Genomic DNA, 25309 nt, shown 5'->3' on the forward strand with positions numbered 1-25309 from the left:
ACGAATCGTCAGGAGTGGTTGGGGGAACCGAGGTTGATGCCCGCGTCGGACCGGCGGGTGAGGGTCTTCATGGTGCGAGGGCCTTTCAGGTGCGGGGAGTTCAGAGGTGACGGCGCCGGTCGACGACCTGGCGGTCGTACTCCTCGCGGGCGTTCGACGCCGCCTCACGGGAGGCGACCTCGGCCACCGGCACGTCCCACCAGGCCTCGGCCGGGGGAGCGGTCGGGGTGGCGGTGTCGGTCTCGACGTAGACGCAGGTCGGGCGGTCGGAGGCGCGGGCCGTGGCGAGCGCCTCGCGCAGCTCGCGCACCGTCTTGGCGCGCAGGACGTCCATGCCGAGGCTGCCCGCGTTGGCGGCCAGGTCGACCGGGAGCGGGGCACCGGAGAACGTCCCGTCGGCGGCCCGGTAGCGGTAGGCGGTGCCGAAGCGCTCGCCGCCGACCGCCTCGGAGAGGCCGCCGATGGACGCGTAGCCGTGGTTCTGGATGAGCACGAGATTGACCGGCAGGCCCTCCTGGACGGCCGTGACGATCTCGGTCGGCATCATCAGGTAGGTGCCGTCGCCCACCAGGGACCAGACCGGGGTGTCGGGAGTGGCCTGCTGGACGCCGATGCCGGCCGGAATCTCGTAGCCCATGCAGGAGTAGCCGTACTCCAGGTGGTACTGGCGGGGGCTGCGCGCCCGCCACAGCTTGTGCAGGTCGCCGGGGAGCGAACCGGCCGCGTTGATCACGACGTCGTCGTCGCCGACGACCGCGTCCAGGGCGCCGAGCACCTGCGTCTGGGTCGGTACGGCGTTCTCGTCGGGCGCGCTGTAGGCCGCCTCGACCACCTGCTCCCAACGCGCCCTGCCGGCCCGGTACTCGGCCTCGAACCCGTCACCGACGTGGTGGCCGGCCAGCCCGTCCAGGAGCGCCTCCAGACCCGCCCGCGCATCGCAGACGAGCGGGCGCGCCGCCAGCTTGTGGGCGTCGAACGCGGCGATGTTGAGGTTGACGAAGCGGACGTCCGGGTTCTGGAAGAGGGTGTGGGAGGCGGTGGTGAAGTCCGTGTAGCGGGTGCCGACGCCGATCACCAGGTCCGCCGTGCGCGCGATGTCGTCGCTGACCGCCGTGCCGGTGTGGCCGATGCCGCCGAGGTCGGCGGGATGGTCGTGGCGCAGCGAGCCCTTGCCCGCCTGCGTCGAGGCGACCGGGATGCCGGTGGCGTCCACCAGGGCCTTCAGCGCCTCCTCGGCCCGGCTGTGGTGGATGCCGCCGCCCGCGACGATCAGCGGACGCTCGGCGGCCCGGATCGCCTCCAGCGCCTTTGCCAGCTCGAACGCGTCGGGCGCGGGACGCCGTACATGCCATACGCGCTCGGCGAAGAACTCCTCCGGCCAGTCGTAGGCCTCCGCCTGCACGTCCTGGGGAAGGGCCAGCGTGACCGCGCCGGTCTCGGCGGGGTCGGCGAGGATCCGCATGGCGTTCAGGGCCGAGGGGATCAGGGCCTCGGGGCGGGTGACGCGGTCGAAGTACCTCGACACCGGGCGCAGGGTGTCGTTGACGGAGACGTCCGCCTCGGTCGGGTGCTCCAGCTGCTGGAGCAGCGGGTCGGCTGCACGCGTGGCGAAGTAGTCGCCGGGCAGCAGCAGGACCGGGAGGCGGTTGATGGTGGCCAGGGCGGCGCCGGTGACCAGGTTCGTGGCACCCGGGCCGATGGAGGTCGTCACCGCCTGCGCGGACAGGCGGTCGAGCTGCCGGGCGTAGCCGACGGCCGCGTGCACCATCGCCTGCTCGTTGCGCCCCTGGTGGAACGGCATCGCTGCGCCTGGTTCGATGCCTGCCTCCATCAGAGCCTGGCCGAGGCCCGCCACGTTGCCGTGGCCGAAGATGCCCCAGGTCCCGGCGATCAGCCGGTGGCGTACGCCGTCGCGCTCGGTGTACTGGACGGACAGGAAGCGCACCAGGGCCTGGGCTGTGGTCAGGCGGCGGGTGGGGGTGCTCATCAGGACTTCTCCGGGGCCGTGTAGAGGGGGAGGCGGGGGTCGACAGGCTGCTCGGGCCAGCTGTCGCGGACCCAGGCGTGGTCGGGGTGGTCGCAGATCAGCCAGGCGCGCTCGGGCTCGGGGCCCGCCATGACGTTCAGGTAGTACATGTGGTGGCCGGGCACGGCCATGGACGGCCCGTGCCATCCGTCGGGGATCAACACGACGTCTCCGCTGCGGACCTCGGCCAGGACGTCCGTGTTACGGCCCTGCCCGGACGGGGAGACGCGCTGGTAGCCGAGACCGGGGGTGCCGTCGTGGTCGGCGAACTCGAAGTAGTAGACCTCTTCGAGGACGGACTCCTCGCCGGGCCGGTGCTCGTCGTGCTTGTGCGGCGGGAAGGACGACCAGTTGCCGCCCGGCGTGATCACCTCGACCGCGATCAGCTTGTCGCAGTCGAAACCCTGTCCATCAGCGCCTCCGGCGCGGGCGGCCGCGCCGAAGTTGTTGACCTGGCGGGAGGAGTTCCCCGTGCCGCGCAGCTCCACCGGTACGGCCGATGCCGGTCCGTAGCGGGCGGGCAGCCGCCGGCCGCAGCGCGCCCCGGTGAGCGCGAACCGCCCGCCGCCGTCGGACGTGACCGTCGTACGGGCGTCCCTCGGCACGTAGGCGAAGTCGCTGACGCCACTGAACACGCTGTCGCGGCCGGTGAGTTCGAAGGTGTCGTGGCCGAAGTCGTCGGCGGCCGACACCGTGCAGCCGCCGCTCAGCGGCAGCACGATCCACTCGCTGTCGCCGGTGTCGAAGGTGTGCGTGCCGCCCGGCGGCAGCTCCAGGACGCGCAGGCTGGAGTAGCCCCAGCCGGCCTTCTCCGGCGTGATGTCCACGACGTAGGGGCCGCCGAGGGCCTTTCCGGCGGGAAGGTGATACGTCATTGCGTTCCTCCGTGTCACGACAACCACGTCACAGCAGGCCTACGGCCGTGTCGACCGCTGCTTCCACACTGCCCCCGGCCGGGTAGAGCAGCGACCGGCCGACGACCAGGCCCTGCACGGTGGGGAGCTTGAGCGCCTTGCGCCAGCGCTCGTACGCGCCGTCCTGTTCCGCCGCGGACTCGCCCACCTCGCCGCCGAGCAGGACGGCCGGCAGCGTGGAGGTCTCCAGGACCTCGCCCATGTCGTCCGGGTCGTCGGTGACGGGCAGCTTCAGCCAGGTGTAGGCGGAGGTGCCGCCCAGGCCCGAGGCGATGGCGACGGACCTGGTGACGGCCTCGGCGGACAGGTCGTTGCGGACCCGGCCGTCGACGCGGCGGGAGACGAACGGCTCGACGAACAGGGGGAGCCGGTGTGCCGCCATGGCGTCGACGGCGCGGGCGGTGGACTCCAGGGTGGTCAGCGAGCCCGGGTCGTCGTAGTCGATACGCAGCAGCAGCTTGCCCGCGTCGAAGCGCAGGCGGGCGATGTCCTCGGCGCGGTGGCCGGTGAAGCGGTCGTCCATCTCGAAGGCGGCGCCCGCCAGGCCCCCGCGGTTCATGGAGCCCATGACGACCTTGTTCTCCAGCACCCCGAGCAGGAGGAGGTCCTCCAGGATGTCGGCGGTGGCCAGCACCCCGTCGACGCCGGGCCGCGAGAGCGCGACGCACAGGCGCTCCAGCAGGTCCGCCCGGTTGGCCATGGCGAGTGGACGCTCGCCGACGCCGAGCGCACCACGGGCCGGGTGGTCGGCGGCCACGATCATCAGGCGGCCGCTGTCGCCGACGAGCGGGCGCCGGACGCGCCGGGCGGCCGCTTCGGCGACGGCTTCGGGATGGCGGGCCCTGACCGAGACGAGGTCGGGGATGCTGATGGTCAACGAAAGGCTCCGTTCAGGCAGTGGCGCGCGCGAGGAGGTCTTCGACCTCGGCCTCGGTGGGCATCGCGGAGGAACAGGCGAGACGGGAGGCGACAAGGGCACCGGCCGCGTTGGCGTACCGCACGATTTCAGCCAACTCCCATCCGGACAGCAGCCCGTGGACGAGTGCGCCGCCGAAGGCGTCGCCCGCGCCGAGGCCGTTGGCCACCTCGACCGGCACCGGCTCGATCTCGGCGGTGGTGCCGTCGCGGTGCACGGCGAGCACGCCCTTGGGGCCCTGCTTGACGACCGCCAGCTCCACACCGGCCGCCAGCAGCGCCTCGGCGCAGGCTCGCGGCTCGCGGACGCCGGTGGCCACCTCGCACTCGTCGAGGTTGCCGACGGCGACCGTGGCGTGCCGCAGCGCCTCCGCGTAGTACGGGCGGGCCTCCTCCGGGTCCCTCCAAAACATGGGCCGCCAGTCGAGGTCGAAGACGGTCGTGCCCGCCCTGTCGCGCGCCTTGAGGGCGGCGAGGGTGGCCGAGCGGCTCGGCTCCTCGCTCAGCCCGGTGCCGGTGATCCAGAAGACCCGGGTCGCCCGAATGGCGAAGAAGTCCAGCTCCTCGGTGTGTATCTCCAGGTCAGGGGCTTTAGGCTGCCGGTAGAAGTAGAGAGGGAAGTCATCCGGAGGGAAGATCTCGCAGAAGGTCACCGGTGTCGGGTAGGCGGCGACGGGCGCGACCCAGCGGTCGTCGACGCCGAACTCCTTCAGCGCCTCGTGCAGATAGGTGCCGAAGGGGTCGTCCCCGGTACGGGTGATCACCGCGGTGGAGCGGCCGAGCCTCGCGGCCGCAACCGCCACATTCGTCGCCGAACCGCCGAGGAACTTGCCGAAGGTCTCGACCTTCGCCAGGTCCACGCCTGACTGCAGGGGGTAGAGATCCACCCCGATACGGCCCATAGTGATCAAGTCGAAGGGCTGGGCTGACTCGGCCATGCGCGACGCTCCTCGTGTGGGGGTGCGGGTCCCGGAGGGCCTGCCGCCTCCCAGGTGTAGGCCTCGAAGGGCGATGCTGTCAATAGTTTGTACTTACATTCGGACCTGTACGTGAAATGATGTCTTAACAAAGTATTGACAGCGGGCGCGGCCGGGGGTTTGATCCCGTCCCAGGCCAACCGCCGCGTTTGCGGCCGACGACCCGGACATGCCAAGATCCCGGGCCCTGGATCTTCGTGATCCCCCTCTCCCTTTCCCCCCGCAACGCACAGTGAGGTGCCAGGAAAGATGGACCGCTCTTCTCACCCCCGCTCCCGCAGACTCGTACCCGTCGTGGCGGTGGCCGCAGCAGCTGCCCTGACCCTCGCCGGCTGCTCCAGCAGTTCGGGGGGCAAGAAGTCCGAAGAGGGCGGAGGCAACGCCTCGGCCGGCAAGGCGACCACGCCCCGTATGACCGTCGCGCTGGTCACGCACCAGGCTCCCGGGGACACCTTCTGGGACATCGTCCGCAAGGGCGCCCAGGCCGCCGCGGACAAGGACAACATCAAGCTCATCTACTCCGCCGACCCGAACGCGGGCACCCAGTCCAACCTGGTGCAGAACGCGATCGACCAGAAGGTCGACGGCATCGCCGTCACCCTTGCAAAGCCTGACGCCCTGAAGGGCGTCATCGGCAAGGCGAAGTCGGCGAACATACCCGTGGTGGGCCTCAACTCCGGTCTCAGCGACTGGAAGAAGCTCGGCCTGATGGAGTTCTTCGGCCAGGACGAGACGGTGGCCGGTGAGGCGCTTGGCAACAAGCTGAACGCACTCGGATCCAAAAAGGCCCTCTGCGTCATTCAGGAGCAGGGCAACGTCGGCCTCACCCAGCGCTGCGACGGCGTGGAGAAGACGTTCTCCGGCAAGCTGGAGAGGGCCTATGTCAACGGCACCGACGCGCCGTCCGTGAAGTCGACGATCACCGCCAAGCTCAAGCAGGACAGCGCGATCGACCACGTGGTCGCCCTCGGCGCCCCGATCGCGCTGATCGCCGTGCAGTCGGTCGGCGACGCGGGCAGCAAGGCCAAGGTCGCCACCTTCGACCTCAACAAGGAACTGACCGGGGCCATCAGCAAGGGCACCATCGAGTTCGCGGTGGACCAGCAGCCGTATCTGCAGGGCTACCTGGCGGTCGACTCGCTGTGGCTCTACAAGAACAACGGCAACTACAGCGGCGGCGGTGAGCAGCCCGTCCTGACCGGGCCGGCGTTCGTCGACAAGTCGAACGTCGACGTGGTCGCCAAGTTCGCCGCGAAGGGCACTCGGTGATCCGTATGACCCAGCACGCCGAGCCGGCGGTGAAGACACCGCCGGCCCCCGGCCCCAAGGGGAGTGACGGCCGTACGGCCGAACGTCCCCTGATGGTCAGGGTGTTGGCCCGTCCCGAGGTGGGCGTCTTCCTCGGCGCCGTCGCGGTGTACGTGTTCTTCCTGATCGCGGCGCCACCGGTGCGCGACGGCAGCTCGATGGCGAACATCCTCTACCAGTCCTCCACGCTCGGGATCGTGACGATCCCGGTGGCCCTGCTGATGATCGGCGGCGAGTTCGACCTGTCCGCCGGTGTCGGGGTGATCACCTCGGCGCTGACCGCGAGCATGATCAGCTACCAGCTGACGATGAACGTATGGGTCGGCGTGATCGCCGCGCTGGTCGTGTCGCTGGGCATCGGGTTCTTCAACGGCTGGATGGTGGTCAGGACCGGCCTGCCCAGCTTCCTGGTCACCCTGGGCACCTTCCTGATCCTCCAGGGCGTCAACCTCGCGGTGACCAAGATGGTCACCGGCAACGTGGCCACCGACGACATCAGCAACATGGACGGCTTCGACCAGGCCAGGAAGGTCTTCGCCTCCAGCTTCGACATCGGCGGCGTCCAGGTGAAGATCACCGTCTTCTGGTGGCTGCTGTTCGCCGCGATCGCCTCGTGGGTGCTGCTGCGCACCAAGTACGGCAACTGGACCTTCGCGGTCGGCGGCAACAAGGAGTCGGCCCGCGCGGTCGGTGTCCCGGTGGCCTTCACCAAGATCTCGCTGTTCATGCTGGTCGGCTTCGGCGCCTGGTTCGTGGGCATGCACCAGCTGTTCTCGTTCAACACCGTGCAGTCCGGCGAGGGCGTCGGCATCGAGCTGATCTACATCTCCGGGGCGGTGATCGGCGGCTGTCTGCTGACCGGCGGCTACGGCTCGGCGATCGGCCCGGTCTTCGGCGCGTTCATGTTCGGCATGGTGCAGCAGGGCATCGTCTACGCCGGCTGGAACCCCGACTGGTTCAAGGCCTTCCTCGGCGTCATGCTGCTCGGCGCCGTCCTGATCAATCTGTGGGTCCAGCGCGCCATGACCAGGAGGTGACCCGATGACAAGCAACAAGACCGGAACCCACGGAGCCATCCTCCAGGACACCGTGCCCGAGGGCGAGGACGGCCCGATCGTCGAACTGCGCAACGCGGGCAAGTCGTACGGCAACATCCGTGCCCTGCACGGGGTGAGCCTGCAGGTCCGCCCCAGCCAGGTCACCTGCGTGCTCGGCGACAACGGCGCCGGCAAGTCCACCCTCATCAAAATCATCTCCGGGCTGCACCAGCACACCGAGGGCGAGTTCCTCGTGGACGGTGCCCCGGTGCGCTTCTCCACCCCGCGTGACGCGCTCGACAAGGGCATTGCCACCGTCTACCAGGACCTCGCGACCGTCCCGCTGATGCCCGTATGGCGCAACTTCTTCCTCGGCTCCGAGATGACCAAGGGCCCCTGGCCCGTGCGCCGCCTCGACATCGAGCGGATGAAGAGGACCGCGGACGAGGAACTGCGCAACATGGGCATCGTCCTGGACAACCTCGAACAGCCCATCGGCACCCTCTCCGGCGGCCAGCGCCAGTGCGTCGCCATCGCCCGCGCCGTCTACTTCGGCGCCCGCGTGCTGATCCTGGACGAGCCCACCGCCGCGCTGGGTGTGAAGCAGTCCGGCGTCGTGCTCAAGTACATCGCCGCGGCCCGCGACCGGGGCCTGGGCGTCATCTTCATCACCCACAACCCGCACCACGCCTACATGGTCGGCGACCACTTCAGCGTGCTGCGCCTGGGTACCCTCGAACTCTCCGCCGAACGCAGCGACATCACCCTTGAGGAACTGACCAACCACATGGCGGGCGGCGCCGAACTCGCCGCACTCAAGCATGAGTTGTCCCAGGTCAGCGGTGTCGACGTCGAGGAACTCCCCGAAGCCGCCGACCTCACCGGCACCGTGGCGAAGACTCCGGAAGGAACCTCCTGACATGGCCGGCGCCCTGGACCGGATCCGGGTCGGATCGGCGCCCGACTCCTGGGGCGTCTGGTTCCCCGACGACCCCCGGCAGGTGCCCTGGGAACGCTTCCTCGACGAGGTCGCCGAGGCCGGCTACCCGTGGATCGAGCTGGGCCCGTACGGCTATCTGCCGACCGACCCGGCCCGCCTCACCGACGAGATCGCGAAGCGGGACCTGAAGGTCTCGGCGGGCACGGTCTTCACCGGACTGCACCGCGGCCCGTCCGTCTGGGAGTCCACCTGGGAGCACGTCAGCCAGGTCGCCGCGCTCACCCAGGCCATGGGGGCGAAGCACCTGGTGGTCATCCCCTCCTTCTGGCGGGACGACAAGACCGCCGAGATCCTGGAGCCGCCGGAGCTGACCCACGAGCAGTGGGCGCATCTGACCAAGGGCATGGAACGGCTCGGGCACGAGGTGAAGGAGACGTACGGCCTCGACATCGTCGTGCACCCGCACGCCGACACCCACATAGACACCGAGGACCACGTCGAGCGCTTCCTCGACTCCACCGACGACGAACTGGTCAGCCTCTGCCTGGACACCGGGCACTACGCCTACTGCGGCGGCGACAGCGTCAAGCTGATCGAGACCTACGGCGAACGCATCGGCTATCTCCACCTCAAGCAGGTCGACCCGGAGATCCTCGCGGACGTCGTGCAGAACGAGGTCCCCTTCGGCCCCGCGGTGCAGCGCGGAGTGATGTGCGAACCCCCTTCCGGTGTGCCGGAGTTGGAGCCGGTGCTGGCCGCGGCGCAGCGGCTCGGGGTGGAGCTCTTCGCGATCGTCGAGCAGGACATGTACCCCTGCGAACCGGACAAGCCGCTGCCGATCGCCGTGCGGACACGCAAGTTCCTGAGGTCCTGCGGCGCCTGACCGTCCAAGGGGGACGACCATGGCTCAGCCCGGAACACTGCAAGTCGCCGTAGTCGGTACCGGCAAGATGGGCGCCGACCACGTACGCCGTATCCAGGAGGTCACCAGCGGGGCCAGAGTGAGTGCCGTCGTGGACGTGGACGCGGAACGCGCCAAGGCCGTCGCCGCCCGCGTCGACGGCTGCACCGCCTACACCGACCCGGCCGCCGCCATGGCGGCGGCCGATGTCGACGCGGTACTGGTCGCCTCCCCGGGACCCGCCCACGAGGCGGCCCTGCTGGCGGCGTTCGAGCACGATCTGCCCGTGCTGTGCGAGAAGCCGCTCACCCCCGACGCGGCGTCCGCACTGCGCGTGCTGGAGGCCGAGCAGCGGCTGGGCCGGCGCCTGGTCCAGGTCGGCTTCATGCGGCGCTACGACGCCGAGTACATGAAACTCAAGTCCCTGCTGAACACAGGCCAGTTGGGCCGCCCGCTGATGCTGCACAACCGGCACCGCAACGTCGCCTCCCCGCCCGGGTGGAGCAGCGAGATGCTCATCAACGACTCCGTCGTGCACGAGATGGACGTGACGCGCTGGCTCCTCGACCAGGAGATCACCTCCGTCACGGTCCTGCGCCCCACGCCGTCCGCCAACGCGCCGGACGGGATCCAGGACCCGCAGTTCGTCGTCTTCGAGACCGACGGCGGCGCCGTCGTCGACGTCGAGATCTTCGTCAACTGCGGCTTCGGCTACCAGGTCCAGGCCGAGGTGGTGTGCGAACGCGGCACCGCCCGCATCGGCGACGGCCACGCCATGGTCACCAACATGGCCGGCCGCTGGGGCGGGACCATCGCCCAGGACTTCGTCGAACGCTTCGCCGACGCCTACGACCGCGAGGTCCAGGCCTGGGTCGACGCCACCCGCCGCGGCGAGGTCACCGGCCCGAGCGTGTGGGACGGCTACGCGGTGGCGGCGGTGTGCGAGGCGGGGGTGCGGGCGCTGGAGCAGGGCGGCCGGGTGGAGGTGCGGCTGGTGGAGCGGCCGGCGCTGTACCGCTGACGTACTCACGTCTCCGCACGGGTGAAGACGACCCGGGGCTGACCGGGGCCGTTGTACTCCTCCTCCACACGGACATCGAAGCCCAGGCTGCGATGGAAGGCCGTGGAACCCTCGTTGCCGACGGTCGTGATCGCCTTCAGCCGGACCGCGCCCTGACGCCGCGCGGCCTCGGTGAAGGCCGCGTACAACGCGCGCCCCAGACCGATGCCGCGGGCATCGTCCCTCGTCGCGACCAGATGCACGTACCCGGTGCCGTCGGGCGTGACGAAGCCGATGAGATAGCCGAGGATGCCGTCGTCCGAGCGGGCGACCAGACACGTCGACCCGAACTCGTGCACCAGGGGCAGGAGATGGAGGGCGCGCAAGTCGCGCTCGCCCCAGTAGCGGGCGTGGTCCGCCAGGACCTGCTGGATGTCGGTGACATGGGCGGGAACGATCCGTGCGGCCATGGCGCCGATCATGACAGAGTCGGCCGGAGGCGGGTTCAGGCGGTCGCCGTGGTCTGCTCGGCCAGGGCCGCGAGCAGCCAGTCGTGCGCCGATCCGGGGGTCGGCTCCGGACGGCGGCCCGGAGGGGTCACCACCACCGTCACCAGCTCCCAGTAGCGGTCGATCCGCGGGTCGGCCGCGAGCTGCCGCGCCAGCCGCCGGCGGAAGTCCGGGGTGTCCCGGGTGCCGTACGCGCTCGCGTACGCGGAGACGAAGGCGTCCAGCGCCTCGTCGGGGCACGGGGCGAGGTCCCGGCGCAGTCGCACGCCCGCCAGGTCGTACGCCTCGGCGAGGCCCGCATACAGGACGGCCGACCCGCTGGCGCCCGCGGCCCGGTGCGCCTCCGGCTGCGGCTGCCCGGCGCCGCTGCACGGGCGGGTCGTGAGGGCGTGCAGCCGGGCGAACGCGAACACCTGGGCCGGGTCCGGATCGTCCGGCGGCTGCGGGACCGCCACCTCCAGGAACGCCTTGACCGAGCGGGCCGGCATCCGCACCGGCAGCCAGGCACGCCAGAACCGGGCCAGCGGGGCCGTGCTCGGCGGGGCGCTCACCGCACCGATCAGACGCAGCCGGTCGGCCCGCTCCTCGGGCGGACACTCCTGCACCAGCCGCAGCGCGGCCTCCCGCCAGCGCAGGGCCCTCAGCTCGGAGCCGAGTGCGCGCAGCCGGCCGGCCACCGCGTGCTCGAACGCACCGCCCGGCTCGCCCTCCGCCTCGTCGAGGACGCGGCGTACCTCGGGCAGCGGCAGGTCGAGGCCGCGCAGGGAACGGATCAGCCGCAGCCGGTCCAGGGCGCCGTGGCCGTAGCGGCGGTGTCCGCCGGCGCTGCGCGAGGTCTCCGGCAGCAGACCGCGGTCGGAGTAGAAGCGCACGGTCTTGACCGTGACGCCCGCATGTTCGGCAAGCTCCCCGATGCTCCACAGGCCGTCGTAGGACATGGACGGTTGAACCTCCCTCAGGGGGAGTTCCTACGGTACCGGCGAGCGCGGACCTGGCGGAGGGGGCCAGGTCCGCGGACGGCGACGTACTGGAGGAGAGGCTCATGACCGTATTCGTTCTGGTGGCAGGCGCGTTCACCGGCGCACACGTGTGGCAGGAGACAGCCGCGCGGCTGGCCGCGTCGGGCGCGGAGGTGCACTCGGTCGCCCTCACCGGACTCGACGGGTCCCGGCGCGGCACGGGGGTCCGCATCGACCTGGAGACACACATCGCGGATGTGATCGCGGCGATCGACTCGGTGGACGCGGCGGCCGGTGGGGACATCGTGCTGGTGGGCCACGGCTACGGCATCCATCCCGTGGTGGGCGCCGCCGACCGGCGGGCGGAGCGCATCGCCCGGATCGTCTGCCTGGACACGGGGATGCCGAAGGACGGCATCCCTGCCCTGGCCGCGGTGCCCGACCCGGACCTGCGCGCGCAGGTGGCCGAGCGGGCCGGGTCGGAGGCCGGGACGGAGGGGGCCGACGGGGCGCGGGCGCCCAAGTCCCGTGCGGAATGGCAGCGTTGGGGCAGCACGGCCGGCGTGTCCGACACCGCGATGGACCGGCTCGTCGCGCTGGCCGCACCGCAGCCGACGGCCACCCTGCTCCAGCCGCTGCGGCTGACCGGCGCGGTGACCGCGGTCCCCACCACCGGCGTGCTGTGCACCAGGAACGGCGCGAGCATCGCGCTGGTCCAGCAGCTGGTGAGCCTGGGCGACCCCGACCTGCGGTTCCTGGCCGATCCCCGGGTGAGCTTCTTCGAACTGGCCACCGGACACTGGCCGATGCTGTCCTGCCCGACCGAACTCGCCGTGGCCCTGCTGCGGGCCGCGGCCGGCGAGGGACAGCGGCTGAAGCCGGCCGACGACACCCAACCGCCCCCGCATCTGCGGCCGTTCCCGCTGGACGTGCCCGAACTGCCGCGCGAGCGCAGGGGCAACGTCGACCTGTACCTGCCGCCCGACGCCGAGGGCCCGCGCCCGGCGGTGGTCTTCGTGCATGGCGGCCCGGTGCCCGCCGGGGTCCGGCCGACCCCGCGGGACTGGCCGACCCTGATGGGGTACGCCCGCCTCGCGGCAGCGCAGGGTGCGGTGGGCGTCACCCTGGACCACCGTCTGCACGACGTGGCCGACTACGAGCGCGCCGCCGAGGACGTGGCCGCCGCGGTGGAGCTGGCGCGGGCGGACCCCCGGGTGGACGCGGACCGGATCGCGCTGTGGTTCTTCTCGGCGGGCGGGCTCATCATGGCGGACTGGCTGCGGGCTCGACCGGTGTGGCTGCGCTGCGTCGCCGCGACCTATCCGATCCTGGCGCCGATGCCGAACTGGGGGCTGGCCGGCAGCGGCTTCCTCCCCGCCGAGGCGGTGGCGCACGCGGGCAACCTGCCGGTCGTGCTGACCCGCGTGGGCCTGGAGATGCCCGAGATCGCCGTCACCGTCGAGGAGTTCCTGGCAGCGGCCAAGGACGCCGGGACGGACGTCGAGGTGGTCGACGTACCGCACGGCCGCCACGGCTTCGAGACGCTCGCCCCCGTCGAGGAGTGGCGTGACGCCGTCCACCGCGCCATGGGGTCGGTGCTGGCGCGTCTGACGCCGACGGCGTTCGCCTACCCGCCCACGGCCGAGCGCGGCCGCGGCTCGAACCCAGCCGCCCGGTAGCACGCGTCGATCAGCGTCATCGTCGCCACCGCGTCGTCCGCGTCCAGTGGCAGCGCGACACCCTCCCGGACCCGCGCCGCGAACGCCTCCAACTGGTACGTGTACGACGACCGGGTCCCGAGGTGCTCCGTCCGCTCACCCTGTGCCGTACGGATCACCAGCCGGTCGTCGAGCTGGGGGAGGACGAAGTTCGGGGCGTGGACCTCGCCCCGGCTGCCGACGATGCGGCAGCTCATCTCCAGCTTGTCGTACGCCATGTGGCAGCGCGCCGATCCGGTGGCCCCGCCCGGGAACTCCAGGTCGGCGTCGAGCCATTCGTCGATGCCCGGTGCGCCCGCCCGCTCCCCGCCGCGCGCGGAGACGAGTCGCGGCGCGCCGCCCGCCCACGGCGCCAGCATCCGCTGGGCGTGCAGGCTGTAGCAGCCCAGGTCCATCACGGCGCCGCCGGCGAGCGGCAGGGACCAGCGCGGGTCGGTGTCCGCGGGGGCCTGTATCGCGACCGTCGTCTCCACCCGCCGCAGGTCGCCCAGTTCACCGCTTTCGAGGAGCTCGTGCAGACGGCGGGTGAGCGGGTGGAAGAGGTAGTGGAACGCCTCCATGAAGACCGTGCCGGCCTTCGCCGCCGCCTCCCGCACCTCGGCGGCCTCCTCCGCGTTGCTCGCGGACGGCTTCTCGCTCAGGACGTGCTTGCCGGCCGCGAGGGCCGCGCTGTTCCACGGGCCGTGCAGGCCGTTGGCGAGCGGGTTGTAGACGACCTCGACCTCGGGGTCGGCGAGCAGGTCGGCGTACGAGTGAGCGACCCGCTGCACGCCGTGCGCGGCGGCGAAGGCCTCGGCGCGGGACCGGTCGCGGGCGGCCACCGCGACCAGGCGGTGGCCGCCCCTGCGGGCGGGGTCGATCAGGGCGCGCTCGGTGATCCGTGCGGCGCCCAGGACGCCGATGCGCAGGGGTTCGCGGACCGTGTCGCTCATGACTTCGTTCCTCCTCGATGCGTTACTGGTCGTAGGCCCGGCCGTCGACGTGCACGCTCTGGAACTTTCCGGCCGCCGTCTCCTGCTCCTCTGGGACGGTCACCCGGTGTCCGGTGCGCTCCGGATCACGGGCGAAGGGCGAGCCCGCTCGGCCCGTGCCGATGGCGATCACGCTGCGCAGGGTAACTCCTCGCGGGAGACGGCGCGTTCACGAGGTGTGTCGCATACCCGTGATACTCGTGTTCCGGGCGCCGGAGGCCGCCCCGCGCCCGGAACACGAGAACGGTGGGCACGGTCAGGCGGTGCGGACCTCGGCGATCGTCACGGGCCGGTGCTCGTGCAGCGACAGGGTGCACGCGTCGGCGATCCAGCCGGCCTCCAGGGCGTCCGCCACCGTGCAGGGCGAGGGCCGGGTACCGGCGACGACCTCGGTGAACGCGGTGAGTTCGGCACGGTAGGCCTCGGTGAAGCGGTCCATGAAGAAGTCGTGCGGGGTGCCGGCCGGGAAGGACACGCCAGGCTCGACCGAGCGCAGCGGCAGCTTGTCCTCCAGGCCCACCGCGATGGAGTCCTGGAATCCGTGGATCTCCATGCGGACGTCGTAACCGCGCGCGTTGTGGCGGGAGTTGGACACCACGGCGATCGTGCCGTCGTCGAGGGTGAGGATGGCGCCGGTGGTGTCGGCGTCGCCCGCGTCCTTGATGTAGTCGGCGCCCCGGTTGCCCCCGACCGCGTACACCTCGACGACCTCGCGGCCCGTCACCCAGCGGATGATGTCGAAGTCGTGGACGGAGCAGTCGCGGAAGATGCCGCCGGAGGCGGCGATGTACGCGGCCGGCGGGGGCGCCGGGTCCAGCGTGGTCGACCGTACGGTGTGCAGTTTGCCCAGCTCGCCGCTGTGCACGGCGGCGCGGGCGGCGACGAATCCGGCGTCGAAGCGGCGGTTGTAGCCGATCTGGATCGGCACGTCGCTGCCCTCGACGGCCTTGAGGACCTCGACGCCCTCGGCCATCGTCCTGGCGACGGGCTTCTCGCAGAAGACCGGGACACCGGCCTCGACCCCGGCCAGGATCAGCCCGGGGTGGGCGTCCGTCGCGGCCGCGATCACGATGCCGTCCACACCGGCGGCCAGCAGGGCCTCCGGCGAGTCCACGACCTCGCCGCCGAAGCGCTCCGCCGCGGACTTGGCGGCGTCCGCGAACGGGTCGGTGAGCACCAGCGACTCGACCGCGTCGAGTCCGGAGAGGGTCTCGGCATGGAAGGCGCCGATGCGGCCGAGGCCGAGGATTCCGATACGCATGAGCTCCGCTGCTTTCCTGTTTCCTGGTGTGTGGTTGCTGTCCGTTGCCGGGGCTCCGCCCCGGACCCCGATCGCCCTTCGGGCTCGTCCTCGAACTCCCCCGGAGGGGGCACCCCCGGACGGGCTGGAACGGGCATGGATCAGTCCAGGCCGCCCAGGACGTTCTGGTCCCAGTCGATGACCGAACCCGTGACGACGCCCGAGCGGTCCGACAGCAGGAAGACCGCGAAGTCCGCGATCTCGTCCGGCTGGCCGAGCTTGCCCATCGGGAGCCTGGCGGCGGCCTCCTCGCGCCAGTCGTCCTCGGCGTCGTGGAACTTCCGCTGCGTGGCGTCCTCGCCCTCGGTCGCCGTCCAGCCGATGTTGAGGCCGTTGATCCGGATCCGGTCCCAGCGGTGCGCGTGCGCCGCGTTGCGGGTCAGGCCGATCAGGCCCGCCTTCGCGGCGACGTACGGCGCCAGGAACGGCTGCCCGCCGTGCGCCGAGGAGGTGATGATGTTGACGACCGTGCCGGACGCCTTCCGGGAGACCATGTCCGCGACGGCGGCCTGCATCGCGAAGAACGGCGCCCTCAGGTTGATCGCGATGTGCTGGTCGAACAGCTCGGGCGTGGTGTCGAGGAGCGTGCCACGCGAGGTCAGCCCGGCGGAGTTGACCAGGCAGTCGATCCGCCCGTACGCGGCGACCACGTCACCCACGGCGGTCCCCGCCTGCTCGGCGTCCGAGAGGTCGGCGCGCACGAACATCGCCTTGCCGCCGGCCGCCGTCAGCTCGGTCACCAGCGCCTCGCCCGGTGCCGGACGCCGCCCGGTCACGGCCACCACGGCGCCCTCACGGACCGCGGCCCGCGCGATGGCGGCGCCGACGCCCTGGCTGCCGCCGTTGACGAGGACGACCTTGTCGTCGAGAAGTCCCATGACGTTCCGGGTCCTTTCAGCTTTCACGGCGCTCGGCGCCGGCCCGCAGTGCGTCCCGAAGAACCTCGGGCGTCCATGACTCGCGCAGTGCGCGCCGTACGACGTCCGCCTGCGCGGGCGGGGCAAGACCGTCGACCGGCGGATCGCTGTCGAGGTTGGTGGGGAAGGGGTAGCTCTCGGCGCTCGCGGCGATCACGTTCTCCAGCCACTCCTCACCGACCCCCTCGGCGCCGCGCCTGAGCAGCACGGGGAACATCGCGTTCGCGACGGCCTCGCGGTCCACCGTCTCCATGGCCCGCCCGAAGGCGGAGGACACCTGCAGCAGGTTGGCCATGCGGCGGATGTCCGCCGAGCGGTTGGTGCCGGCCGCATGGAACAGCGCGGGGTTGAAGAAGGCCGCGTCGCCCTTGGAGAGCGGGAGTTGGACGTGGTTGGCCTCGAAGTACGCCTGGAATTCCGGCAGTCGCCAGGCCAGGTAGCCGGGTTCGTACCGCTGCGAGTACGGCAGGTACATCGTCGGCCCGGACTCGACGGGCATGTCGCAGTGCGCGACGGCGCCCTGGAGGGTGAGCACGGGGGAGAGGGCGTGCACATGCGCCGGGTAGGCGGCCGCGACCTCGTTGGACAGGAAGCCCAGGTGGTAGTCCCGGTGCACGGTCTGCGCCGCGCCGCCCGGGTTGACCACGTTGACCTGCGAGGTGACCTGGTAGCCGGGGCCGAGCCAGGCCGCCGAGACCAGCGCCAGGATGTCGCTCGCGTAGTAGTCGGCGAACGCCTCGGGGTCGTACAGGGCCGCCTTCTCCAGCGCGTTCCACACACGGTCGTTGGCGCCCGGCCTGGCGAAGTGGTCCCCGGCGTTCGCGCCCGAGGCGCGCTGTTCGGCGATCAGGGCGTCGAAGACCGCGCTGAGCCGGTCGACGACGGACGGGTCGGGGAACGCGCCCTCGAAGACAACGATGCCGGGGCCGTCGGTCAGGGCCCGGACCAGCTCGGCCCGCACGGGGCGCCGCTCGGCCTTGCGCAGCCGCTCGCTGTCGTAGACCAGGACGCCCTGCTCGACGGCGGAGGCATGCGGGTAGTCCGCGAGGTCGGTGGTCCGCTCGACGAGTTCTCGGAAGTCGGCCAGGTCGCAGTCCCGCTCGGACAGCCAGGCGCGGTGGTCCACGGGGGTGGCGGACATCGGCGTCCTTTCGGTCGGGGGGGACGGCACGGCTCTCGGTGACACCGTCGGGCCGCGCTGCCATTCTTGTCATGACAAACCCGTCGAACAACCGGCACGCGGCCATCAAAAACCCCTCAAGGAGCCACCGTATGGGCCATCCCTTCCCGATCCGGGAGATCGCACGTCAGGCGGGCCTCAGCGAGGCGACCGTCGACCGGGTCCTGAACGGCAGGGGTGGCGTCCGTGAGAGCACCGCGCGGGAGGTCCGGCAGGCCATCGCGGACCTGGACCGGCAGCGCACCCAGGTCCGCCTGGTCGGCCGCACCTTCATGATCGACATCGTGATGCAGGCGCCGGAGCGGTTCTCCACCGCCGTACGCGCCGCCCTGGAGTCGGAGCTGCCCTCGCTCCACCCGGCCGTCGTCCGCTCGCGCTTCCACTTCCGCGAGACCGGCCCGGTGGCCGAGCTGACCCGGACCCTGGACCGGATCGCCCGCCGCGGCTCGCAGGGCGTGATCCTCAAGGCCCCGGACGTCCCCGAGGTCACGGCCGCGGTCGGCCGGCTCGCCGAGTCCGGCATCCCCGTCGTCACTCTCGTCACCGACCTGCCCGCAACCGCCCGCCTCGGCTATGTCGGCATCGACAACCGGGCCGCCGGAGCGACCGCCGCGTACCTCATGGGCCAGTGGCTGGGCGAGCGCCCCGGCAATGTGCTCACCAGCCTCAGCAGCGGCTTCTTCCGCAACGAGGAGGAACGCGAGATGGGCTTCCGCAGCGCCATGCGCACCCACCACCCGGACCGCACGCTGGTCGAGATCGCCGAGGGCCACGGCCTGGACGCCACCCAGTACGACCTGGTCCGCGCCGCCCTCGCACGCGACCCGGACATCCGCGCCGTCTACTCGATCGGCGGCGGCAACATCGCCACCCTGCGTGCCTTCGAGGACCTGGGCCGCGAGTGCGCGGTGTTCGTCGCCCACGACCTCGACCACGACAACACCCGCCTGCTGCGCGAGCACCGCCTCTCCGCCGTCCTCCACCACGACCTGCGCCAGGACATGCGCGAGGCCTGCCACATCGTGATGCGCGCCCACGGCGCCCTGCCGCCCGCGGGGCCTACGCTGCCGTCGGCGATCCAGGTGGTGACGCCGTACAACATGCCACCGCAGGCGACGAGTCGAGGAGACGGGTGACGAGGAGACGGGTGACGAGGAGACGAGGAGACGAGTGTCGAGGAGACGGGTGACGACGAGGACCGAGCACGTGGAGATCGAGGGTGTCCGCCTTCTGGCCACGCTCACGACGGGCGGCGAGACGGGACTTCTCGCGCTGCACGGCAGCAACGAGGGCGGTACCGCCGAACTCGCGCGCTCCGTGGCCGAGCGCTGCGGCGCCACCAGCCTGGTCTTCATCCAGCCCGGCGCGCGGGAGCCGGTGCACATCCCGTCCCCGCGGATGGCCGTGGAGCACTGCGCACTCCTGCGGGTGTTCCTGTCCCACGTAGCCGTCACGGTCTCGCTGCACGGCCACATGAGACGGGCGACGCCACGGTCCATCTTCCTCGGCGGGGGCAACCGCCCCGCAGCGCACCTCCTCGCCTCGGGGCTGAGCGCCCTGCACCCGGAGTTCGACCCGGTCACGGACCTCGCGGACATCCCCGCCGCCCTGCGGGGCATGCACGCCAGGAACCCGGTGAACCTGACCCGCGGCGGCGGCGTCCAGGTGGAGCTCCCGCTCTCCGCCCGGACCCGGCGGCCGGGCTGGGACCCGGAGGTCCCCGACACGCCTCCGCCGGCCGTCGTCGACGCCCTGGTCACCGGCGTGGAACTGCTGGCGACCCGGTCCATCACCCGACGCTGACCCACGCGCCGCTCTCCGCCGAGCGCACCATCGCCTCCAGTACGGCGGCACCGTGCACGGCGTCAGCGAGCGTGGCCCCCTGCGGCCTGCCCTCCGCGATCGAGCGCAGGAACCGGTGGGCCTCGATGACCTTCAGGTCGTCGTAGCCCATGGCGTTCGCCGCGCCCGGCTGGAAGGCGCCGTACTCCCCGTCGCCCGGGCCGACGTACACCGTGCTGACCGGCTGGTCCTGGTATGTGGTGCCGCGGCTGACGCCCAGCTCGTTCATCCGGCGGAAGTCCCAGAACACCGCGCCCTCGGTGCCGTGCACCTCGAAGCCGTAGTTGTTCTGCTCGCCGACCGAGACCCGGCAGGCCTCCAGGACGCCGCGGGCGCCGGAGGCGAAGCGCAGCAGACAGTTCACGTAGTCCTCGTTCTCGACCGGTCCCAGCTCGCCGCCCGTGGCGCGGGTGTGGCCGGCGGTCGCGGCGGTGGGGCGGGCCCGCTCGGGGATGAACACGGCGGTGTCGGCGGTCAGGGAGGCGATGTCGCCGAGCAGGAACCGGGCCAGGTCCGCGCCGTGCGAGGCGAGGTCGCCCAGTACTCCGCTGCCGCCGCGCTGCTTCTCGTAGCGCCAGGTCAGGGCGGATTCGGGGTGGGCGGCGTAGTCGCTGAACAGGCGCAGGCGGACGTGGGTGACGGTGCCGATGGCGCCCGAGGAGATGAGCTCACGGGCGGCCTCGACAGCGGGCGCGTTGCGGTAGTTGAAGCCGACGGCGCCCTGCACGCCCGCTCCGGCCACCGCGTCGGCGACCGCCTGCGCGTCCGCCGTGCTCAGCCCGACCGGCTTCTCGATCCAGATGTGCTTGCCGGCCTCCGCCATCGCGACGCCGATCTCACGGTGCAGGAAGTTCGGGGCGGTGATGCTGACAGCCTGGACCCGCGGATCCCTGGCCACCTCGCGCCAGTCCCGGGTCGTCGAGGCGAACCCGAACTGTGCGGCGGCCTCCTCGGCCCGACCCGGCACCTCCTCGGCGACCGACACCAGCCGCGGGCGCAGGCCCAGCCGCGGGAAGTGGTGCGGGACGCGGGCGTACGCCTGGGTGTGCACCCGGCCCATCCAGCCGAACCCGACGACGGCGACACCGAGCGAATCCACCATGACAGCCCCTCTTTGGACCGGTCCACAACCTGTCCAGGCCACCCTGAAGCCCATGCTCAGGGGCTGTCAACCCTCACCGGAGCATCACCGGACCCTTTGACAAGCCATGGCAGCCCATGGAACGGTCCACAGCATGAGAGCGCCGACGATCCGCGACGTGGCCGAGCGGGCCGGGGTGTCCAAGTCGCTGGTCTCGCTCGTGCTGCGCGGCGCCGAACAGGTGCGGCCCGAGAAGCGGGAGGCCGTGCTGCAGGCGGTGCGGGAGCTCGGCTACCGGCCCAACGCGGCCGCGCGCAGCCTCAGCGAGCAGCGCACCCGCACGGTCGGCGTGCTCCTCAACGACCTGCGCAACCCCTGGTTCGTCGAGCTGCTCGACGGCCTCAACTCACTTCTGCACGACCACGGCCTGCGGATGCTGCTGGCGGACGCCCGCCTCAACCGCCGCACCGGCCAGGACCCCGCCGACCCGCTTCTGGACCTGCGGGTGGACGGCCTGGTCGTCGTCGGCACCCTGCCCGACCCGGCAGCCCTCGGCAGGGCCGCCGAGCGCATCCCGGTCGTCGTCGCGGGCGCCCGCGAACCGGCCCCGGCGGGCGTTGACGTCGTGGCAGGCGATGACGAGCACGGCGCGCGACTGGTCACCGAGCACCTCATCGGGCTCGGCCACCGGCGCATCGCGCACATCGCGGGCTACGGCGCCGTCGGCGAACTGCGCAGGCGGAGCTTCGAGGCGACGATGCGGGCGCACGGCCTCGCGGACCGGGCGCAGGTCGAGCCGAGCGACATGACCGAGGAGGGCGGCTACCGCACCGCGGTGCGTCTGCTGAGCCGCCCCGGCCGGCCCACCGCCCTCTTCGCCGTCAACGACATCGCCTCCGTCGGCGCGATCTCGGCCGCCGAGGAGCTGGGTCTGCGCGTCCCGCACGACGTGTCCGTGGTCGGCTACGACAACACGAGCATCTCCCGCCTGCGCCACGTCTGGCTGACCACGGTCGACGGCGCCGGCCACGAGCTGGGCCGCCGCGCGGCCCGCTGCCTCCTGGACCGCTTCGAGCGGCCCGGGGGCCAGGGCCGACTGAGCCTGACGGCACCGACGTTGGAGATCCGCGGCACGACGGCCGCACCGCTCACGGACTGACGCCGTTCACGGCTTGACGCCGTTCCGAGGCTGATGGCATTCAGAGGTTGATGGCGTACGCCTTCCGCAGCGTCTCGTGCACCGTCCACTTCGTACGGTCGCCCTCGCGCAGGACGGCCATGTCCCCGGGCCCCACCGTCAGCGTGGGCCCGCCCTCGACCTCGACGGTCGCCGACCCACTGATGACGACGAACAGCTCGTCGGCCTCCGTGTCGGTGACGACGCCCGGCGTGATCTGCCAGACGCCGCGGATCTGCTTCCCGTCCGCGGACTCCCAGACGACCTTGCCGGTCACCTCCGGAGTCCCGGACACGATCTGCTCCGGGTCGAGGGGCTCGGGCCGGAGCTCGGCGTCCGGGATGTGCACAACGAAGCTGTGGGTCATGGGCCGACCCTAACGAGATCGCCGGGCGCCGTGCGTGGACACTGTGTGCGCTGTCGGCCCAGGCGGGAGGACACTTCGTCGCGACTGGCGGCCCCGCGGACGCCGGGTGATCGTGGAGGGCATGGCGCAGACCACGACGGCCGCCCCCGGGCCACGGCAGCACGACACCCGCGAGGCCGTCCTCTTCGGCGGTGTCTACGGCTCCGTACTGGCCTGCTCCATGGTCGCGGCGCTCAGCCAGTACGGCCACACGTCCCGGGCCAGCCGCCGCTACGACGCGCTCTGGCTGCTGGTGACCGCGCTCGCCTCGGCCCTCGCCCACGGCTACGCCCACTACATCGCCGAACGTGAACCGCACCGTCGCTGGGACGTCCTTCGCACCCTCGTCGACGAGTGGCCCCTGGTCACGGCCGTGCTGCCGACGGTGCTGCTGCTCGCGGGGGCGGGCTGGGGCTGGTGGCCGCCGAAGGGGGTGGAGTACGCGGCGTTCGTCCTGAACATCGTCCTGCTGTTCACGCTCGGCCTGGTGACGGCGCTGAGGTCGCACCGCTCCTCGCCCGTCGCCGTTCTGACCGGTCTGGTGGACGCTCTGCTGGGCGTGATCGTCGTCGTGGCCAACGCGATCATCAAGTGAGGGCGCCAACTACCCCTTTCCTGCCTTAGGGTCTGCGCGTGGGGACGGACATGGACGGCGCCATCGAGCGCCGAGACGCGGACGGGTACTGGCAGTTGGAGGTCGATCTGCTGGACTTCCGGCCGCCGCGGGACTACGTCGCCTGGGATTGCCTCTTCGGCGTGCGCGGGACAGGAGACGTGGAGCGTCCACTGTTCGCCGACCGCGGACTGCCGGACGACGTCTCGGAATCGGTACGGGAAGCAGCCGTCGGCGACTACCAGCACAGCCACACCTACGTGAGCTGGGCCGAGGCCGCCGCGGCCGACTGGGACGCGCCGCTCGCGGCCCGGCCCGCCTGGTACTGGGCGCACAGGTCGGATCCGGCAGGCGAGCACCTCGTACGGGTGACCCCTACCCTGCGCGAGGCCGCCGCCCGCACCTTCGGATCGGACCTGCTCCTCGCGCCACCGGAATGGCCTCCAGGTGCCGAGGTGCCTCTCGACGGCGCGGTGTACCGCCCGGTGGTCCTCACGGCGCGGATGCTCGCCCCGCCGGACGAGGGAACCTGGGCACAGGTGTGGAGGGCCATGCGGGACCTGTCGGCCGGGCACGGCGACGAGGACGTCCGGCTCGTCGTCTGGTTCGGTTGACCCAAGCACCAGGGAAGGGAGCCGACATGACCACAGATGCCACAGACGCCACAGAGGCCACGCGTGCCACCGACACGACGGTCACGGACGAGGCGGTGAGCAGCCTCGACGGCACCGCCGATCCGCGCCTGCGCGAGCTGCTCACCGGCCTGATCCGCCACCTCCACGCCTTCGCGCGCGAGACGCGGCTCACGCAGGAGGAGTGGGAGCGGGCCGTCGGCTTCCTCACGGCCACCGGGCAGTCGTGCACGGACACCCGGCAGGAGTTCATCCTCCTGTCGGACGTCCTGGGCCTGTCGATGCTGGTCGAGACGATCAACGGCGACCGCACCCCCGGCGCCACCGAGTCGACGGTCCTCGGCCCCTTCCACATGACCGAGTCCCCGGTGCGCGAACTCGGCGCGAACATCGACCTGGTGGGCGGCGGCGAGCCCTGCGTGGTCAGCGGCCGTGTGCTGTCCCGCGACGGAACCGCGTTGCCGGGCGCCGTAGTCGACGTCTGGCAGGCCGACGGGAACGGCTTCTACGACGTCCAGCGTCCCGACGAGCAGCCGCCGGGCAACGGCCGCGGACTGTTCACCGCGGACGCCGAGGGCCGCTTCCGGTTCCGCACCTGCGTCCCGAGCCCGTACCCGATCCCCACGGACGGCCCGGTCGGCGACCTCCTGCGCGCGACCGCCCGCCACCCCTACCGCCCGGCCCACATCCACTTCATCGCCTCGGCCGCCGGTCATGTGCCGGTCACCACGCACATCTTCGTCGCGGGCAGCGACTACCTCGACTCGGACGCGGTGTTCGCCGTCAAGCCGAGCCTGGTGCAGGACTTCACCGAGACGGACGATCCTTCGCTGGCGAAGGAGTTCGGAGTCGCGAACCCCTTCCGTCACGCCCGCGTCGATCTCGTACTGGAGCGATCGTGAGGGACGTCCTCGACTTCTCCTACGAGTCCCGGCCCGTACGGGTGGTCTTCCGGCCCGGCGCCGCCACCACCGCCACGGCCGCCGAGGCCGCGGGGCTGGGCCTGCGTCGGCTGCTGGTGGTGTGCGGCAGCCACGGCGCTGACACCGCGCGGGCGGTCGCCGACTCGCTCGGTCCCGCCTGCGTGGGCCTGCACGACGGGGCCCGGATGCATGTGCCCGCCGAGGTCGCCGACCGGGCCGTGGAGGTGGCCCGGGCGGCGGGCGCCGACGGCTGCGTGGCCGTCGGCGGCGGTTCCTCGATCGGCCTGGGCAAGGCGATCGCGCTGCGCACGGGCCTGCCGCTGATCGCCGTACCCTCCACCTACTCCGGCTCGGAGATGACCCCCGTCTGGGGCCTGACCGAACACGGCGTCAAACGCACCGGCCGCGACCCCGTCGTCCTCCCGCGCAGCGTCGTCTACGACCCCGCCCTCACCCTCTCCCTCCCCGTACCGCTCTCCGTCACCAGCGGCATCAACGCGATCGCCCACGCCGTCGAGGCGCTGTACGCCCCCGACACCTCACCCCTGATCGCGCTGATGGCGGAGGAGGGCGTACGGGCCATGGCGGCGGCGCTCCCCGCGCTGGCCGAGGCCCCGGACTCCCTTCCGGACCGCGGCCGTGCCCTGTACGGCGCCTGGCTGTGCGGCTCCTGCCTCGGTGCCACCACCATGGGCCTGCACCACAAGCTGTGCCACGTCCTCGGCGGCACCTTCGGCCTGCCGCACGCCGAAACACACACGGTGGTCCTGCCGTACGCCCTCGCCTACAACGCGCCCGCGGCCCCCGAAGCGGCCGCCACCGTGGCCCGCGCCCTGGACACGACCGACGCCCCGAACGCCCTCAGAGACCTGGCCGAGAGCCTCGGCGCCCCCCACTCCCTCGCCGAACTGGGCCTGAAGGAAGCCGACTTGACCAAGGCGGCCACCCAAACCGTGGGCCAGGCATACGCCAACCCGCGCGAGGTGACCGTGGAAGGGGCGCTTGCCGTGCTGCGGGCGGCCTTTGAGGGCGGCCCGCCGGAGTTCTCCGACGTCTGACTCCT

Annotated in this window: 26 protein-coding genes; 13 read left to right on the plus strand and 13 right to left on the minus strand. The window is 71.8% G+C overall.

Annotated features, from left to right (window positions below):
* Nucleotides 1-100: 100 nt before the first annotated feature.
* The 4 genes from iolD to iolC are packed head-to-tail and all read right to left on the minus strand — an operon-like array spanning nucleotide 101 to nucleotide 4793.
* Complete coding sequence (gene iolD / locus OG870_RS39665) at nucleotides 101-1987, minus strand: 3D-(3,5/4)-trihydroxycyclohexane-1,2-dione acylhydrolase (decyclizing) (RefSeq protein WP_266842738.1); 1887 nt, start codon at nucleotides 1985-1987, stop codon at nucleotides 101-103.
* The gene (iolB, locus tag OG870_RS39670; RefSeq protein ID WP_266842736.1) at nucleotides 1987-2901 is read right to left on the minus strand and encodes a 5-deoxy-glucuronate isomerase; all 915 of its coding nucleotides are present in this window, start codon (nucleotides 2899-2901) and stop codon (nucleotides 1987-1989) included. Before iolB ends, iolD begins: the two co-directional genes overlap by 1 nt.
* A 28-nt stretch (nucleotides 2902-2929) precedes the next feature.
* Nucleotides 2930-3817, minus strand: coding sequence for a Cgl0159 family (beta/alpha)8-fold protein (locus tag OG870_RS39675; RefSeq protein WP_266529814.1), 888 nt, complete (start codon nucleotides 3815-3817; stop codon nucleotides 2930-2932).
* Nucleotides 3818-3830: 13 nt separating this feature from the next.
* Nucleotides 3831-4793: a 5-dehydro-2-deoxygluconokinase gene (gene iolC / locus OG870_RS39680; protein ID WP_266591789.1), complete on the minus strand. Its 963-nt coding sequence runs from the start codon at nucleotides 4791-4793 to the stop codon at nucleotides 3831-3833.
* Nucleotides 4794-5081: 288 nt separating this feature from the next.
* On the opposite strand from iolC, the gene OG870_RS39685 reads away from it, so the two are divergent.
* Genes OG870_RS39685 through OG870_RS39705 form a run of 5 tightly spaced genes read left to right on the plus strand, consistent with a single transcriptional unit; the run spans nucleotide 5082 to nucleotide 10039 of the window.
* Entirely contained in the window at nucleotides 5082-6101 is a 1020-nt protein-coding gene (locus OG870_RS39685) for a substrate-binding domain-containing protein (RefSeq protein WP_266529820.1), read from the plus strand.
* Nucleotides 6101-7177, plus strand: coding sequence for an ABC transporter permease (locus OG870_RS39690; protein ID WP_266592622.1), 1077 nt, complete (start codon nucleotides 6101-6103; stop codon nucleotides 7175-7177). Before OG870_RS39685 ends, OG870_RS39690 begins: the two co-directional genes overlap by 1 nt.
* Before the next feature lie 4 nt (nucleotides 7178-7181).
* Nucleotides 7182-8096: an ATP-binding cassette domain-containing protein gene (locus OG870_RS39695; RefSeq protein WP_266591791.1), complete on the plus strand. Its 915-nt coding sequence runs from the start codon at nucleotides 7182-7184 to the stop codon at nucleotides 8094-8096.
* Nucleotide 8097: 1 nt separating this feature from the next.
* Entirely contained in the window at nucleotides 8098-9000 is a 903-nt protein-coding gene (locus OG870_RS39700) for a sugar phosphate isomerase/epimerase family protein (protein WP_266591793.1), read from the plus strand.
* 19 nt (nucleotides 9001-9019) lie between these two features.
* Entirely contained in the window at nucleotides 9020-10039 is a 1020-nt protein-coding gene (locus OG870_RS39705) for a Gfo/Idh/MocA family protein (protein ID WP_266842732.1), read from the plus strand.
* Between the two features lie 5 nt (nucleotides 10040-10044).
* Here the strand turns inward: OG870_RS39705 and OG870_RS39710 are convergent, their stop codons facing one another.
* Both OG870_RS39710 and OG870_RS39715 read right to left on the minus strand, forming a co-directional pair.
* The gene (locus tag OG870_RS39710; protein WP_266591797.1) at nucleotides 10045-10488 is read right to left on the minus strand and encodes a GNAT family N-acetyltransferase; all 444 of its coding nucleotides are present in this window, start codon (nucleotides 10486-10488) and stop codon (nucleotides 10045-10047) included.
* A gap of 35 nt (nucleotides 10489-10523) precedes the next feature.
* Nucleotides 10524-11465: a MerR family transcriptional regulator gene (locus OG870_RS39715; protein ID WP_266591799.1), complete on the minus strand. Its 942-nt coding sequence runs from the start codon at nucleotides 11463-11465 to the stop codon at nucleotides 10524-10526.
* 104 nt (nucleotides 11466-11569) lie between these two features.
* Between OG870_RS39715 and OG870_RS39720 the strand changes: the two genes are divergently transcribed.
* Nucleotides 11570-13165 (plus strand): alpha/beta hydrolase, encoded by a 1596-nt coding sequence (locus OG870_RS39720; RefSeq protein WP_266591801.1) that lies wholly within the window; start codon nucleotides 11570-11572, stop codon nucleotides 13163-13165.
* Here the strand turns inward: OG870_RS39720 and OG870_RS39725 are convergent.
* The 5 genes from OG870_RS39725 to OG870_RS39745 all read right to left on the minus strand — a co-directional run bounded on the left by OG870_RS39725 (nucleotide 13114) and on the right by OG870_RS39745 (nucleotide 17533).
* Nucleotides 13114-14136, minus strand: coding sequence for a Gfo/Idh/MocA family protein (locus OG870_RS39725; RefSeq protein ID WP_266591803.1), 1023 nt, complete (start codon nucleotides 14134-14136; stop codon nucleotides 13114-13116). The genes OG870_RS39720 and OG870_RS39725 overlap by 52 nt on opposite strands.
* Nucleotides 14137-14158: 22 nt before the next feature.
* Complete coding sequence (locus OG870_RS39730) at nucleotides 14159-14308, minus strand: hypothetical protein (protein ID WP_266529311.1); 150 nt, start codon at nucleotides 14306-14308, stop codon at nucleotides 14159-14161.
* A gap of 123 nt (nucleotides 14309-14431) precedes the next feature.
* Nucleotides 14432-15436 carry a Gfo/Idh/MocA family protein gene (locus tag OG870_RS39735; RefSeq protein ID WP_266591805.1) on the minus strand — a complete coding sequence of 335 codons (1005 nt, stop codon included), beginning with the start codon at nucleotides 15434-15436 and terminating at the stop codon, nucleotides 14432-14434.
* A 140-nt stretch (nucleotides 15437-15576) separates the two neighbouring features.
* Nucleotides 15577-16353 carry an SDR family oxidoreductase gene (locus OG870_RS39740; protein WP_266529305.1) on the minus strand — a complete coding sequence of 259 codons (777 nt, stop codon included), beginning with the start codon at nucleotides 16351-16353 and terminating at the stop codon, nucleotides 15577-15579.
* Between the two features lie 16 nt (nucleotides 16354-16369).
* A complete protein-coding gene (locus OG870_RS39745; protein WP_266591812.1) occupies nucleotides 16370-17533 on the minus strand; it encodes a phytanoyl-CoA dioxygenase family protein in 1164 nt (387 codons plus the stop codon).
* 131 nt (nucleotides 17534-17664) lie between these two features.
* On the opposite strand from OG870_RS39745, the gene OG870_RS39750 reads away from it, so the two are divergent.
* On the plus strand, nucleotides 17665-18708 hold the full coding sequence (locus OG870_RS39750) for a LacI family DNA-binding transcriptional regulator (RefSeq protein WP_266591813.1): 1044 nt from the start codon (nucleotides 17665-17667) through the stop codon (nucleotides 18706-18708).
* A 49-nt stretch (nucleotides 18709-18757) separates the two neighbouring features.
* A complete protein-coding gene (locus tag OG870_RS39755; protein ID WP_266591815.1) occupies nucleotides 18758-19375 on the plus strand; it encodes a poly-gamma-glutamate hydrolase family protein in 618 nt (205 codons plus the stop codon).
* On the opposite strand, the gene OG870_RS39760 is transcribed toward OG870_RS39755, so the two are convergent.
* Nucleotides 19362-20516, minus strand: coding sequence for a Gfo/Idh/MocA family protein (locus OG870_RS39760; protein ID WP_266591817.1), 1155 nt, complete (start codon nucleotides 20514-20516; stop codon nucleotides 19362-19364). The genes OG870_RS39755 and OG870_RS39760 overlap by 14 nt on opposite strands.
* Nucleotides 20517-20649: 133 nt before the next feature.
* Between OG870_RS39760 and OG870_RS39765 the strand changes: the two genes are divergently transcribed.
* A complete protein-coding gene (locus OG870_RS39765; protein WP_266529291.1) occupies nucleotides 20650-21654 on the plus strand; it encodes a LacI family DNA-binding transcriptional regulator in 1005 nt (334 codons plus the stop codon).
* 40 nt (nucleotides 21655-21694) lie between these two features.
* Here the strand turns inward: OG870_RS39765 and OG870_RS39770 are convergent, their stop codons facing one another.
* Nucleotides 21695-22039, minus strand: coding sequence for a cupin domain-containing protein (locus OG870_RS39770; RefSeq protein ID WP_266591819.1), 345 nt, complete (start codon nucleotides 22037-22039; stop codon nucleotides 21695-21697).
* Nucleotides 22040-22160: 121 nt separating this feature from the next.
* Between OG870_RS39770 and OG870_RS39775 the strand changes: the two genes are divergently transcribed.
* Genes OG870_RS39775 through OG870_RS39790 form a run of 4 tightly spaced genes read left to right on the plus strand, consistent with a single transcriptional unit; the run spans nucleotide 22161 to nucleotide 25304 of the window.
* On the plus strand, nucleotides 22161-22673 hold the full coding sequence (locus tag OG870_RS39775) for a hypothetical protein (RefSeq protein ID WP_266529286.1): 513 nt from the start codon (nucleotides 22161-22163) through the stop codon (nucleotides 22671-22673).
* Between the two features lie 38 nt (nucleotides 22674-22711).
* Nucleotides 22712-23305, plus strand: a complete 594-nt coding sequence (locus OG870_RS39780) for a hypothetical protein (protein WP_266529283.1) — start codon at nucleotides 22712-22714, stop codon at nucleotides 23303-23305.
* 26 nt (nucleotides 23306-23331) lie between these two features.
* A complete protein-coding gene (locus OG870_RS39785) occupies nucleotides 23332-24225 on the plus strand; it encodes a dioxygenase family protein (protein ID WP_266591821.1) in 894 nt (297 codons plus the stop codon).
* Nucleotides 24222-25304 carry a maleylacetate reductase gene (locus OG870_RS39790; protein WP_266591823.1) on the plus strand — a complete coding sequence of 361 codons (1083 nt, stop codon included), beginning with the start codon at nucleotides 24222-24224 and terminating at the stop codon, nucleotides 25302-25304. Before OG870_RS39785 ends, OG870_RS39790 begins: the two co-directional genes overlap by 4 nt.
* The last annotated feature ends 5 nt before the right edge of the window (nucleotides 25305-25309 follow it).

Origin of the sequence: Streptomyces sp. NBC_00461 (assembly GCF_036013935.1) — a bacterium.
Lineage (GTDB): Bacteria > Actinomycetota > Actinomycetes > Streptomycetales > Streptomycetaceae > Streptomyces.

Bases quoted from the DNA above. Each gene is read 5' to 3' on its own strand.
- iolD (WP_266842738.1), bottom strand. From the start codon at position 1,987: ATGAGCACCCCCACCCGCCGCCTGACCACAGCCCAGGCCCTGGTGCGC.
- iolB (WP_266842736.1), bottom strand. From the start codon at position 2,901: ATGACGTATCACCTTCCCGCCGGAAAGGCCCTCGGCGGCCCCTACGTC.
- iolC (WP_266591789.1), bottom strand. From the start codon at position 4,793: ATGGCCGAGTCAGCCCAGCCCTTCGACTTGATCACTATGGGCCGTATC.
- OG870_RS39685 (WP_266529820.1), top strand. From the start codon at position 5,082: ATGGACCGCTCTTCTCACCCCCGCTCCCGCAGACTCGTACCCGTCGTG.
- OG870_RS39695 (WP_266591791.1), top strand. From the start codon at position 7,182: ATGACAAGCAACAAGACCGGAACCCACGGAGCCATCCTCCAGGACACC.
- OG870_RS39700 (WP_266591793.1), top strand. From the start codon at position 8,098: ATGGCCGGCGCCCTGGACCGGATCCGGGTCGGATCGGCGCCCGACTCC.
- OG870_RS39705 (WP_266842732.1), top strand. From the start codon at position 9,020: ATGGCTCAGCCCGGAACACTGCAAGTCGCCGTAGTCGGTACCGGCAAG.
- OG870_RS39710 (WP_266591797.1), bottom strand. From the start codon at position 10,488: ATGGCCGCACGGATCGTTCCCGCCCATGTCACCGACATCCAGCAGGTC.
- OG870_RS39715 (WP_266591799.1), bottom strand. From the start codon at position 11,465: ATGTCCTACGACGGCCTGTGGAGCATCGGGGAGCTTGCCGAACATGCG.
- OG870_RS39720 (WP_266591801.1), top strand. From the start codon at position 11,570: ATGACCGTATTCGTTCTGGTGGCAGGCGCGTTCACCGGCGCACACGTG.
- OG870_RS39725 (WP_266591803.1), bottom strand. From the start codon at position 14,136: ATGAGCGACACGGTCCGCGAACCCCTGCGCATCGGCGTCCTGGGCGCC.
- OG870_RS39735 (WP_266591805.1), bottom strand. From the start codon at position 15,436: ATGCGTATCGGAATCCTCGGCCTCGGCCGCATCGGCGCCTTCCATGCC.
- OG870_RS39740 (WP_266529305.1), bottom strand. From the start codon at position 16,353: ATGGGACTTCTCGACGACAAGGTCGTCCTCGTCAACGGCGGCAGCCAG.
- OG870_RS39745 (WP_266591812.1), bottom strand. From the start codon at position 17,533: ATGTCCGCCACCCCCGTGGACCACCGCGCCTGGCTGTCCGAGCGGGAC.
- OG870_RS39750 (WP_266591813.1), top strand. From the start codon at position 17,665: ATGGGCCATCCCTTCCCGATCCGGGAGATCGCACGTCAGGCGGGCCTC.
- OG870_RS39760 (WP_266591817.1), bottom strand. From the start codon at position 20,516: ATGGTGGATTCGCTCGGTGTCGCCGTCGTCGGGTTCGGCTGGATGGGC.
- OG870_RS39765 (WP_266529291.1), top strand. From the start codon at position 20,650: ATGAGAGCGCCGACGATCCGCGACGTGGCCGAGCGGGCCGGGGTGTCC.
- OG870_RS39770 (WP_266591819.1), bottom strand. From the start codon at position 22,039: ATGACCCACAGCTTCGTTGTGCACATCCCGGACGCCGAGCTCCGGCCC.
- OG870_RS39775 (WP_266529286.1), top strand. From the start codon at position 22,161: ATGGCGCAGACCACGACGGCCGCCCCCGGGCCACGGCAGCACGACACC.
- OG870_RS39785 (WP_266591821.1), top strand. From the start codon at position 23,332: ATGACCACAGATGCCACAGACGCCACAGAGGCCACGCGTGCCACCGAC.